General features: G+C 67.4%; 10 protein-coding genes. 4 read left to right on the top strand and 6 right to left on the bottom strand.

The genetic code is table 11. The features are described from left to right. The first annotated feature begins 196 nt into the window (after positions 1-196). Complete coding sequence (locus ACE3SS_RS13250) at positions 197-577, top strand: DUF2946 domain-containing protein (protein WP_374594687.1); 381 nt, start codon at positions 197-199, stop codon at positions 575-577. Between the two features lie 179 nt (positions 578-756). After that, positions 757-1,341 (top strand): Crp/Fnr family transcriptional regulator, encoded by a 585-nt coding sequence (locus tag ACE3SS_RS13245; RefSeq protein WP_374594685.1) that lies wholly within the window; start codon positions 757-759, stop codon positions 1,339-1,341. Positions 1,342-1,416: 75 nt separating this feature from the next. Here ACE3SS_RS13245 and ACE3SS_RS13240 read toward each other — a convergent pair whose 3' ends face one another. The 4 genes from ACE3SS_RS13240 to ACE3SS_RS13225 are packed head-to-tail and all read right to left on the bottom strand — an operon-like array spanning position 1,417 to position 6,395. Further along, entirely contained in the window at positions 1,417-2,787 is a 1,371-nt protein-coding gene (locus ACE3SS_RS13240; protein ID WP_374594683.1) for an aminotransferase class V-fold PLP-dependent enzyme, read from the bottom strand. A 31-nt stretch (positions 2,788-2,818) separates the two neighbouring features. Next, positions 2,819-3,658 carry an acetoacetate decarboxylase family protein gene (locus ACE3SS_RS13235; protein ID WP_374594682.1) on the bottom strand — a complete coding sequence of 280 codons (840 nt, stop codon included), beginning with the start codon at positions 3,656-3,658 and terminating at the stop codon, positions 2,819-2,821. A 28-nt stretch (positions 3,659-3,686) separates the two neighbouring features. After that, entirely contained in the window at positions 3,687-5,561 is a 1,875-nt protein-coding gene (locus ACE3SS_RS13230) for an FAD-dependent oxidoreductase (RefSeq protein ID WP_374594680.1), read from the bottom strand. 39 nt (positions 5,562-5,600) lie between these two features. Then, positions 5,601-6,395 carry a hypothetical protein gene (locus ACE3SS_RS13225; RefSeq protein WP_374594678.1) on the bottom strand — a complete coding sequence of 265 codons (795 nt, stop codon included), beginning with the start codon at positions 6,393-6,395 and terminating at the stop codon, positions 5,601-5,603. A gap of 400 nt (positions 6,396-6,795) precedes the next feature. Here ACE3SS_RS13225 and ACE3SS_RS13220 point away from each other — a divergent pair, with 400 nt between their 5' ends. Then, positions 6,796-7,719: a histone deacetylase family protein gene (locus ACE3SS_RS13220; RefSeq protein WP_374594676.1), complete on the top strand. Its 924-nt coding sequence runs from the start codon at positions 6,796-6,798 to the stop codon at positions 7,717-7,719. A 9-nt stretch (positions 7,720-7,728) separates the two neighbouring features. After that, positions 7,729-10,419: a GNAT family N-acetyltransferase gene (locus tag ACE3SS_RS13215; protein ID WP_374594674.1), complete on the top strand. Its 2,691-nt coding sequence runs from the start codon at positions 7,729-7,731 to the stop codon at positions 10,417-10,419. Here the strand turns inward: ACE3SS_RS13215 and ACE3SS_RS13210 are convergent. Together ACE3SS_RS13210 and ACE3SS_RS13205 are read right to left on the bottom strand one after the other, a co-directional pair. Next, positions 10,367-10,819 (bottom strand): hypothetical protein, encoded by a 453-nt coding sequence (locus ACE3SS_RS13210; protein WP_374594672.1) that lies wholly within the window; start codon positions 10,817-10,819, stop codon positions 10,367-10,369. The genes ACE3SS_RS13215 and ACE3SS_RS13210 overlap by 53 nt on opposite strands. A gap of 7 nt (positions 10,820-10,826) precedes the next feature. Then, a partial coding sequence (locus tag ACE3SS_RS13205; protein ID WP_374594670.1) for an NAD(P)/FAD-dependent oxidoreductase occupies positions 10,827-11,581 on the bottom strand: 755 nt, incomplete at its 5' end.

Raw genomic sequence — 11,581 nt, 5'->3', positions numbered from 1 at the left:
TCATATGCAATATAGTAACTTATTACTATCTTTCTTGTCGCAAACCCGCTCGGTTCTTCTGCCAAAAACAGCCGCAGGGCCCATGCCGGCACACCAACGCGACCGAACCGCCCCACGCAGCCAGCCTCCAGGCGCGGTTGACGAGCATCAATGCGCAAAGGCCCGCGCCTTCGCGTTTTTCAAATAGACTGACCAGATGCGATTTGCCCGCCGCCACTCTCGCTGGTCTGTCTGGATTGCCTTGCTGGCGATCTGGGCGGGCGCGCTGGCGCCGGCGATTTCGCAAGCGCTGGGTTCCGAGCGGCGCGTTTCGGGGGTTTCGGCTCTCGACATCTGCGGATCGCGCCACGTTCGAGCCGATCATTTCGAGCACGGCAAGGCGCCGACCGTCGCGCGGTTCGAGGCCTGCGCGTATTGCGCGACTCACGCCGGATCATTCGGGCTCTTGCCCGTCGACATCCAGTTTTCGCTTGGCAGCCTGAATGCGGCGTTCCAGCCGCTGATGGCCGAAGTCGAGCCGTGGGCGGGCTCCGTCGAGATTACGGCGCTGCCGCGCGCACCGCCGTCCGTCTCCTGACCTTTTCTGTCGATCGCTCGCCGCGTGCGAGTGCGTCTTGAGTGATCGCGCGGCCGACGCGCGGTCATCGGTCGTGTCAGGAGAACATTGTGATTGCCAACCTCTCTTGTGTTGCGCCGCACGCGCGTGCGGGCGCGAGAGTCCATTCGGACGCTCGCATCGAAATTCCCTCGATTCAGGTGCCTCCCCGGTCCGTGATCCTCACCGCGCGGGATTGGGGCAAGTTCTATCGCCTCCAGACGGGCATGGTTCGTCTGGACGTGCCAGCCGCCGACGGCATGCAGCTAGCCGGCCTGCTCCTGCCCGGCGATCTGATCGGCGCCGAGCTGCTGGTGACGGACGTCTACTCGTTCACGGCCACGGCGCTGGTGCCCTGCACGCTTCAGCCCTGTTTGCCGAATTCCAGCCCGACCTATCAGTCGGAGCTGATGCAAAGTTGGCTGACCATGCTCCGTCGGCAAGTCAATGTGCTCAGCCTGCGCCAAGGCGGCGCCGCTCAGCGGGTGTCTCGGTTGATGGAGTTGTGCCGCGAATCGGCCCGGCTGTCGCTGGTGGAGCCGGGCGAGGCCTTTCATCTGCCGACGCTCAACCAGATCTCCGATCTGTGCGCCCTGACCATCGAGACGGCCTGCCGCGTGTTGTCCGGCCTGCGCCGCTCGGGCGAGTTGCAGGATCTGGATCAGCGGCTGTGCATCTTCCGGCAGGGGCTCGACACCGATGCCCGCGCCGGCGACTCCGCCGCGAGGCACCAAGCCGTGGCCTGAGGCGCCGCGTCGCAGCAAAAAGCCGCTCCATCGAGAGCGGCTTTTTCTCGTCGGCAGAGAATGCAAGGGGCGGACTCAGCCTAACCGGCAAAGGGCGTCGAGCTGGCGTCGCGCGATTTCACGGCCGCGGTCTCGACCATGCGCCTCGCTGGAGCGGAACCAGCGGCGGTAGTGATCGGGGCGCGCGGCGATGTCTCGCAGAGCTTGCGTCAAGCCGTCGATGTCTTGCGCCGAGGTGTAGACCCCGATGCTCGCCCTCACCAGACCGAGCAACGATGCGTCGTCGACGGCGTCGACGGCGTCGAGATCCTGCCCCACCCCGAGCAGCTCGCGCACGTACGGCTGCGCGCAAAAGCAGCCATTGCGCACGGTGATGTTGAAGCAGCTCGACAAGGCCCAGGCCACCACGGGGTGGTCCAGCCCGCGAACGTTGAACGACACCACGCCCACTCGCTGGCGCGGATCGGGATCGCCATACAGCACCACCTCCCCGGCCATGGATCGCAGCTGGTCCAGCAGGCGATGCGTCAACGCCTGCTCGTGGGCGATCACGCGATCGAAGCCGTGCTCGTCGAGCCTGTCGAGCACCATCGCGATCTGAAAGGCACCGAGCACGTCGGGCGTGCCCGCATGCGCGCGATCCGCCGGGTCGGCGGCGAACTCGAAGGCATGCTCGCTGACGCGCCGAACCATGCCCCCGCCCAGTTCCACCGGGCCGGCCGCGTCGTGCAGGCTCTTGCGCATGATGAGCACGCCCGGCGTGCCCGGCGCGTAGGCCTTGTGACCGCAGAACACGAAGGCGTCCAGGGCGCCGGGTGCATCGAGTCGGCGGTGCACGGCGATCTGCGAGCCATCGACCAGCAAATGCGCGCCATGGCGATGAACCAGATCGGCCACATCGCCCAGCGGGGTGAGCGCGCCGGTGACATTGCTGCAGGCCGTGATCGCGACGTATCCCACCCGGCCGCCAGACAGCGCGCGCTCCAGCGCGGCAAGATCGAGCGCGCCGTTCGCCGCGAGCGGGACGTGGCACACCGATTCGCAGGCCGCCCGATGCGGCAGGTCGTTCGAGTGGTGCTCCATCATGGACAGCGCCACGCCGCGCCGGTCTCGATGCAAGCGCGCCAGCATCGCGGCCGCGCGGTTGAGCGCCCCGGTGGCGCCCGAGCCGAGAAAGATGCAGTGGTAGTCGTCGGGCGGAAAGCCGAAGAAGCGCAGCACGGTAGCCTGCGCCAGCTTCAGGGCCTCGACGCACAGCGCGGACGCCGCGTTGAGAGCGGTGTGCGGGCTGCCGTAATGCCGCAGCAGCCGGTCGCGCCGCTCGAGCGCGTGGCCCATGGCCAGCGTGGTGGCGGCGGAATCGAGATAGCTGCGCGCGGCCGGACGGCCGTCGGCGCCCGGCCAGATCGTGTGCAGCCCGACGAAATCGGTGTGGAGCTCGCGCATGAGCCTGCCCGCGTGGCGCCGAAGCCGCGCGTCAGTTGTCGATCAGGTTGCGGGGGCCGAACAGCACCAGCTCGTTGCGCGGACAGTATTGATACATCAGCGGCGACGCGGACAGGTCGAGGCCCTGCAACTGCCGGGCGATGTCGTGGTCGCCCAAGGTCAGCCTGGCCGAGCCGCGCGACATCGACTCGGCGTACTCGAGCGGATTGGTGTAGACGTTGGCGCACAGCGGCACCCCGTTCTTCATCGAATAGGCGCGATAGCGCAGCAGCTTGGCGGGGGCGCCCTTGAGCACCTCGCCATCGAGCGTCAGGATGTGCCGCCCGCCCACCGACAGCTTGCACGACGTGCGCTCGGGCGCATGCCTGAACTCGATGTCGGCCAAGAACTTGGGGTAGCCGTAGAGCTCGACCCCACCCCAGCGGGCGATCTCGGTGGTGACGGGCAGCTGCCAGACGTACGCCTCGAAGCACCGGCCCGCCATGCCGCGCAGCAGCTCGATGCCCGGCAGCGTGCGGCGCCCGTAACTCATCAGGAACGAGATGCTGAATTCGTTGTACGGATCGATGTCGGTATCGCGGTACTCGAAGGCGTTGAACGCCACCACGCAGCGGCCCGGCCACAATTCGATCGGGTGCATGTCGGGGTCGGGCAGCAGGGCCCGGACCTTGCGGGTCGAGGCCGTGAAGACCGCCGTCATCGAGGAGTTGTCGTAGTAAAAAACGGGCAGCATGCCCACCCGGTCGAACGGCTCCATCGGGAACTCGGTCTGCACGATTCCCTTGAGAAACGAGCTGGGCCGGCGTTGCTTCGGCGCGCTCGCCTCCATGCGAGAACCGGCGGGGGATGCGGTCAAGACTTCGATGCTCATGTTCCAGTCCTTGAGTGAGTGGGGCGCGTCAGATCTGCACGCGTGTCGTGGCCTGCATCAGGTCGGTCACCACGCTCGGGGTGCCCGACATCAGGATGGTGATGCGTCCGTTCTGGATGCCCGCCTTTTCGAGGATCAGATTGGTCGCCCACTTGGCGGTGACGTTGGTCTTTTCCATGAACACCGCGGGGTGCGGCACGAAGGACAGGTCGCCGATGAACAGCAGGTTGTCGATCGGCGACTGCACCGGCGGGCGCCGCTGCTCGTCGCCCACGTGGTAGCCGGTGTAGGTGTGCCAGCGGTTGACGTAGGCGCCGCGCGGCGGCGGCAGATCGGGGATGACGGCCTTGAGCTCCTGATAGCACAGGCCGGCGATCTCATCGGTGCTCAGGCCGCTGACCTGATCGGTCTTGGCGATCTGGGTCTCGATCACCGTGACGTCGCGATCCGGGAACTCGGTGGACCACGCCATCAGCTTGTGATCCGGGAAGGGCACGCGCAGCGAGCGGTTGATGGTGATGCCGAGATGCTGGAAGCCGGTGGCGAAGAAGCACACCGCCGGGCGCCCGTCGGCGTCGCGGATCTTGCGCTCCCAATAGCCCTTGCCGTCGAACCAGAGGTTGGTGACGTACACCGATTTCGGGTGCAGGTCGAGGATGTTCTTGAAGTAGGGCACCTCGCCGAGCGTCTGCAGGTTGGCCCCGACGAGCCGCTGCGCGCCAGGTATGTCGAGCGCCGATATGTAGTAGTCGGCGCTCCAGGCGCGCGGGCGGCGCTCGTCGTCGCCCAGGTCGTGGAGCATGTCGGCGTGCGCGCCGCAGAACGGGCATTCGTGCCCCGCCTCCATGCCTTCAAAGATGAGGTTGCCGCACACCGAGCAGCGGCGCACCTTGCCGGAGCTGGACGACACCTCCCCCGCCAGCACGCGGGCGATGCGATTGCCCTGTTTCTCGAAGCCGGTGACCTCGGTGTTGTAGTGGATCTCGCCGCCGTGAGCGCGGATGTAGTCCACCATGGGCTGCACGAAGGTTTCGCCCACCGGGTTCATGTAGAGGTTGACCTTCATGTCGTCGGCCGAGCCCGCGACGAGCTGGAAGATGTTGGCCAGCGTCAGGGCCGACACCTTGTCGACGTTGTCGAAGTAGGCCATCTCGAGCAGGCTGTCGCAGATCTTGTGGATCAGGGTCTCCGACACCCCCAGCTTGCGCCCGTAGTCGAGAAAGGACATCGAGTCCATGTACGCCCGCTGCTTCGGGTCGGCGTAGTTGAAGCTCATGAGCCGCACGGCCAGCCGCACGAAGTCATTGCGTTCGGACTCCGGCAGGTGCTTGACCTCGCGCGCGTTCAGCAGCAGCTGAATCTTGTCGTAGGGCTTGGGCCAACTGCAGTTGCGCAGATGGCTTTCGGTGCCGTCCTTGTCGAGGAAGTTGTAGATCGAAGCATCGGCCGGCATGTCCGCCAGGCGCCAGCCGTGGCGCCCGATGAATTCGCGCAGGTTGTTATAGAAGCCCCACACGGCGTGGATGCCATGCTCGCGGATGTACCCCGGGAAGGCCGGGTCTTGCTTGGCCGGGTCGTCGGCGGGGCCGAAGTGCCGGTCGCGCCACGACTTGAGTTTGCCGCCCGGCGTGCCCGAGCGCTCGAGGATGATCACCTTGAAGCCCCGCGCCGAGAGCTCGACGCCCGCCTGCAGGCCCGACAGCCCGCCGCCGACGATGAGCACGCTCTTGCCGTTGGGCGGCAGCTCGACCTTGTTTTCGGGCACTTCGGGGTATTCGGCGTCGAGCACGGGGTGACGCGACAGCGGCACGGCCAGCGCGGCCGCGCCCACCGCCGTGCCGGTCGCCACGGCGGCGCCCTTCATGAACCCGCGGCGACTCAGTTTTTCGTTGTCTTGAACCATTGGCAGCTCCTGGCGTTGCGTGAGCGGAATCGAATCGGCTTACCAGGTCGGGCGGCGGTCGGAGACCGTGCCAACCGTGGACAGCACCTGCCGCATCCGCTCGATCTCGTGCGGGCCGAAGAACTTGTCGTGATGCCTCGGGTAGACGATGCCCTCGCGCGTCTCGAAGTGCTTGAGCGGGCACCACGACGATTCGATCTGCTCCAGCCCCATCGAGAACCGCAGCACGATGCTCTTGGCGGCGCGCAAGGGCACGCGGGCGATCCAGGGGCGCTGCGCGGCGTAGCCCGCCCGGCTCATCACGCGGCGCGCCTCGACGATCGACACGCGATGCATGCCCAGCGGACGCGACACCAGGAGGTTGTAGATGATCTGCACGCCCGCCTCGAACACCACCAGCAGCGGCATCAGCAGCACGGCGACCACCGCCGCCACGGCCTGCTTCCAGAGCGGCACCGGACGGTCCATGCGCGCCAGGTGATCGAGCTCCATGTTGGCCATGGTGACGAGCCCGTTGGCGTAGCCGCAGAACATGCAGTTGAACTTGTCGAACCAGCTCATGCCCGCGATGCGGTGGCGGTCGATGATGACGTGGTCGGCCCAGCGCACGCGGGGAATGCCGAACAGCGGGCGAAGCAGCCATTGGTAAGCCGCCACGCACACCGTGACGTGCAGAACGATCAGCAGCGGGATGCACAGGTACATCGGCAGGCCGCCGGCGAAGGTGCGGACCCAGCCGATGCGCCGGATGTGGCTGCCAAAGATGGGGTACATCAGCGTCCAGTCGGCTGGACGCTGGACGGCGCGGTGCGGTACGGCGGCTTTGTTGCTCATGTCTCGTCTCCTCGGTTTGTCACGGCTTCAGGGATCGTCGATACCAGGTGGCGCACCCCGATTGCGCTCGGCATCGGGGAATCTGCGACCACGCGGCGCCAGCGGGCTTGTCGAGCATCAAATGCCCCGGCGCAGCCGCGGGATAACGCGCAGCGACCGCGGGCGCCCGGCCCGTCGCGCCACGCCTTCCAAGCGGCGTGGAGCCATGGTATGAACCGGGCCGGGCGACATTCATCCCCCGATCGGGGATCGCACGCACCCCGCCCGGACGATGCCCCGCGTGAATAGGAGCGGATTGCCCCGGTTCCCGAGGGCGCCGCATTGCCTTTTGGCGACCGGGTTTCTAGACTCGGCCTGACAAGACCTACGAGGCGCCGCGTGGCGCCCGAGCGGAACTCCGATGCTGGCAGCCTTCATCACGCACCCCGATTGCGCCCGACACGACATGGGCGCTCAGCACCCCGAATGCCCGCAGCGCCTGGGCGCCATCCAGGATCAATTGCTGATCAAGGGGCTGCTCGACTACATGGTGCCCTACGACGCCCCGCTGGCCACGCCCGAGCAGCTGGGTCGGGCCCACTCGGCGCTCTACGTGCAAGAGCTGTTCGCCCGCGCGCCCACCGAGGGCATCGTGCAGATCGACCCCGACACCAGCATGGGCCCGCACACGCTGCGCGCCGCGCTGCGGGCGGCCGGCGCGGTGATCGAGGCCACCGATCTGGTGCTGGCCGGGCAGGTGGGGACGGCGTTCTGCGCGGTGCGCCCGCCCGGGCACCACGCCGAGCGCGCGGCCGCGCTGGGGTTCTGCTTCTTCAACAACGTGGCCGTGGGCATTCGCCACGCGCTCGACGTGCACGGCCTGGCGCGCGTGGCGCTGATCGACTTCGACGTGCACCACGGCAACGGCAGCGAAGACATCTTTCGCGGCGACCCGCGCGTGCTGATGTGCTCGATCTTCGAGAAGGGCCTCTACCCCTTCAACGGCGAGAACGCGGTCGGCCCCAACATGGTCAACGTCGGGCTGCCGTCGCGCTCGGGCAGCGAGGCCTTTCGCGACGCGGTGACGCAGCGCTGGCTGCCCGCGCTGCATGCGTTCGCGCCGCAGCTCATCTACATCTCGGCGGGGTTCGACGCCCACCGCGAAGACGACATGGGCAACCTCGGCCTGGTCGAGGCCGATTACGAATGGGTGACCGAGCAGCTGATGGATGTGGCGCAGCGCCATTGCCAAGGCCGCGTCATCTCGTGTCTTGAAGGCGGCTACGTGCTCAGCCCGCTGGGCCGCTCGGCGGCCGCCCACGTCAAAGCCCTGATCGGGGCCTGAAAGCAAAGCATGGATCAGCACTACCTCACGCCGATATTCGCCCCCCGCTCCATCGTGGTTCTGGCCGGCGCGTCGCAGCCCGACGAAGCAACCACGCCTCACGCCGCGCAGGTGGTGCAAGCGCTCAAGGCGCAGCGCTTCAGCGGCACGCTGCAGTTCATGGGGACGCAAACCAGCGGCACCCTGGCCGACCTCATGGATGTGAAGGCCGACCTCGCCATCGTGGCGCTGCCGCCCGACGAAGTGCCCGCCGCCATCGAGCTGGCCGCGCGCATGGCCTGCAAGGCGGTGATGGTGCTGGCCAGCGGCGTGGGCGCCGATCAGGCCGCCGCGTGGCACAAGCTGGCGCGACGCGAAGGGCTGTATCTGCTCGGGCCGAACGGCCTGGGCCTGCAGCGCCCCGCCCTCGGGCTGAACGCCGGCACGCTCGGCCCGCTGGCCAGCGCCGGCCCGCTGGCGCTGGTATCGCAATCGGGCTCGCTCACGGCCTCGATGCTCGACTGGGCCGCGAAGAACGCGGTGGGCTTTTCGTCGGTCGTGTCGCTCGGGCCGCACGCCAGCGTGGGGTTGGCCGAGGCACTCGACTTCCTGGCTCACGACGCCAAGACGCAGAGCATCCTGGTCTACATGGAAGGCATTGCCGACGCCCGGCGCTTCATGAGCGCGCTGCGCTCGGCCGCCAACGCCAAGCCGGTGATCGTGCTCAAGGCGGGGCGTCGGCCGGCCGGGCAGGCGGCAGCCCGCACGCACAGCGCGGCCATCGTCGGCAACGACGAGGTGTTCGACGCGGCCTTGCGCCGCGCCGGGGCGGTGCGCGTGCGCTCGTTCGTCGAGATGTTCTCGGCCGCCAAATGCCTGGCCTCGCGCTACCGCCCCGTGGGCAAGCGGTTGGCCATCGTCACCAACGGCGGCGGCCCCGGCGTGCTGGCGGCCGACTGGGTCAACCTCATCCATCTGGAACTCGGCCAGCTCTCGGCCGACGCCGCCGCGGCGCTCGCCGCCACGCTGCCGGCGCAGGCCTCGCTCACCGACCTCATCGACCTGGCCGAAGACGCCACCCCGGCGCATTACCAGGCGGCCATCGAAGGCGCCAACCGAGACGCCGGCATCGACGGCCTGCTGGTGATCTACTCGCCCAAGCCTGGCGAAGACCCGGTGGCGTTTGCGCAGGCGGTGGTGGCGTGCAAGCCGCGCTTGTCCAAACCCCTGCTGACCTGCTGGATGGGCGACACCACCGTGGTCGCCGCCCGCTCGGTTTTGAAAGACGCCAACATCCCCGGCTTTCGCACGCCCGAGGCGGCGGTGGGCGCCTTCGGCAACCTCAGCACCTTCTATCAGAACCAGAAGCTGCTGCAGCAGACGCCACCGCCGCTGTCGACCCTGGCCAAGCCCGACATCGAGGGCGCGCGGCTGGTGATCGAGAGCGTGCTGGCCGAGCGCCGCAAGGTGCTCACCGAGATGGAGTCGAAGAGCCTGCTGTCGGCCTTCCACATTCCGGTTACCGAGACCATCCTGGCGCGCAGCGCGCACGAGGCCATGATGATCGCCACGCAGCTGGGTTTTCCGGTGGCGTTGAAAATCGACTCGCCTGACATCTCGCACAAGTCCGACGTGCAAGGCGTGGCGCTCAACATCATGAACGGCGCCGGTGTGCGCGACACCTACATCGACCTGATCGACCGCGTCAAACGACTGCGGCCCGACGCCCGCATCAACGGCGTCACGGTGCAGCAGATGGCCCGCACGCGCTCGGGCCGCGAGATCTACATCGGCATGGTCACCGACGACGCCTTCGGCCCGGTCATCGCCTTTGGCGCCGGTGGCACGATGATCGAGCTGATCAACGACCGCGCGATGGAGCTGCCGCCGCTCAACCAGTATCTGGCGCACCGCCTGATCGAGCGCTCGCGCGTGGCGCACACGCTGGGCGAGTGGCGCGGCCTGCCGGCGGCGGACTTCGACGCGATCGAGCGCATCTTGCTGCGCGTGTCTGAAATGCTCTGCGAGCTGCCCCAGCTGCGCGAGATGGACATCAACCCCATCATCATCGACGCCGACGGCGCGGTGGCGGTCGATGCCCGCATCGTCATCGACAGCGCGGCGCATGCCATCGGCGGCCGCGCGGGCGCCTACAGCCACCTGCCCATCCTGCCCTACCCGGCACGCTTCGAGCAGGTCTGGCCCTTGCCCGGTGGCGGCGAGTACACGGTGCGCCCCATCCACACCGACGACGCGCAGATGCTGCAAGAGGCGGTGCAGAAGCTGTCACCCGAGAGCCGCTACTTCCGTTTCGTGTCGAGCATGACCGAGCTGCCGCCGAACATGCTGGCCAAGCTCACGCTGATCGATTACGACCGCGAGATGGCGCTGGTGGCCGTCTACAACGAACGCGAGACGCAGCCCGATGGCGAGGTGGTCGAGCGCGAACGCATCATCGGCGTGTCGCGCTACATCACCAACCCCGATCAGACCAGCTGCGAGTTCTCGCTCGTGGTGGCCGACGACTTCAACGGCAAGGGCCTGGGCACGCGGCTGATGGAAAGCATCATGGACGTGGCCCGCGAACGCGGCCTCAGCGAGATCGTCGGCCTGGTGCTCACCAACAACGACGGCATGCTGCGCCTGATGCGCAGCCTGGGCTTCACGGTCAAGAGCTATGCGGACGACCCGGACTTCCGGCTGGTGACGCACCCGCTGTGACGGCGCGGTCGATCTTGTCGCTGAGCAAGAAGCCGTAGGCCTCGGGCGACAAGCCCATGCGCTGCAAGCGCTCGCCCACCACCTGGGTGAGCTGGTGCGTCAGGTCCAACCCCAGCTCGTCGATCACCTGGGCCATCATCGTGCAGCGCAGCGCGAGCAGGCCGCGCAACTCGTCGTGCTCGCGATGCTCTCGCTGCTGGGCGGTCGTGCCGTCGAAGCCGCGAGCGGCCTCGACGGCGCCCAGCAGCCGCTCCAGGTCAGCGTCTTGCACCAGCGGCGCGCCGAGCAGCCGCGCCAGCATCGCGATGCGTTTGTTGAGGTCGACCAGGGTGTCGGCCCAGCGCGCCACGTGCGGCGAGGCGTCGGCGTGATCGGAGTGAGGCGGATGGCGTTCGGTCATGCCGGGTTCATGAATGATCCAGGCGCTCGATGCCCAGAGCCTTGAGCACGTATTTCTCGTAGATCGGCTCCGAGGTGCCGTTCTTCATCTTGGCGATGAAGTACTTCTCGAACGCCACCTTGGCCAGGTGCACCCACTTGCCCTTCTTGAACCAGTTGACATTGCGCGGCGGAATTTGCGGCAGGGCCACGAAGGCCGCGCCGGTGTCGCCCATGTCGGCCAGGCAGATCGCATTCCACGAGCCCTTGGCGCGAGGGGCCTGGCCGGCCAGCTCGGACGCGATGTTCTCGACGATGGCCGACACCATGGTCTCGATCATGTAGCCCGTCTTCGGGGCCCCGGTGGGCACCGGCGTGGTCTCGACGGGCGGAATGGCGATGCACACGCCGGCCGAATAGATGTTGGGGTACTTGGGGCTGCGCTGATGCTCGTCTACCAGCACGAAGCCGCGCGGGTTGCACAGGCCCTCGACGCCGGCCACCGGGTCGACCCCCCGGAAGGCCGGGATCATCATCGAGAACTTGAACGGCAGCTGGTGCTCCTTGAGCACCTGGCCGTGATCGTCGAGCTGGGTGACGTGCATCACGCCGTCTTCGACCTTGGTGACCTTGGCGTTGGTGATCCACTTGATGTCGTTGTTGCGCAGCTCCGATTCGAGCATGCCCTTCGAGTCGCCCACGCCGCCCAGGCCCATGTGGCCCACGTAGGGCTCGCTGGTCACGAAGGTCATCGGCACCTTGTTGCGGATCTTGCGACGGCGCA

Origin of the sequence: Aquabacterium sp. (assembly GCF_041915145.1) — a bacterium.
In the GTDB taxonomy this organism is placed as follows: Bacteria; Pseudomonadota; Gammaproteobacteria; order Burkholderiales; family Burkholderiaceae_C; genus Aquabacterium.
This window is presented reverse-complemented; position numbering and strand designations above follow the sequence as displayed.

Excerpts from the sequence above, each read along its gene's own strand:
- ACE3SS_RS13240 (WP_374594683.1), bottom strand. The coding sequence starts at position 2,787 with ATGCGCGAGCTCCACACCGATTTCGTCGGGCTGCACACGATCTGGCCG.
- ACE3SS_RS13210 (WP_374594672.1), bottom strand. The coding sequence starts at position 10,819 with ATGACCGAACGCCATCCGCCTCACTCCGATCACGCCGACGCCTCGCCG.
- ACE3SS_RS13225 (WP_374594678.1), bottom strand. The coding sequence starts at position 6,395 with ATGAGCAACAAAGCCGCCGTACCGCACCGCGCCGTCCAGCGTCCAGCC.
- ACE3SS_RS13215 (WP_374594674.1), top strand. The coding sequence starts at position 7,729 with ATGGATCAGCACTACCTCACGCCGATATTCGCCCCCCGCTCCATCGTG.
- ACE3SS_RS13220 (WP_374594676.1), top strand. The coding sequence starts at position 6,796 with ATGCTGGCAGCCTTCATCACGCACCCCGATTGCGCCCGACACGACATG.
- ACE3SS_RS13230 (WP_374594680.1), bottom strand. The coding sequence starts at position 5,561 with ATGGTTCAAGACAACGAAAAACTGAGTCGCCGCGGGTTCATGAAGGGC.
- ACE3SS_RS13235 (WP_374594682.1), bottom strand. The coding sequence starts at position 3,658 with ATGAGCATCGAAGTCTTGACCGCATCCCCCGCCGGTTCTCGCATGGAG.
- ACE3SS_RS13250 (WP_374594687.1), top strand. The coding sequence starts at position 197 with ATGCGATTTGCCCGCCGCCACTCTCGCTGGTCTGTCTGGATTGCCTTG.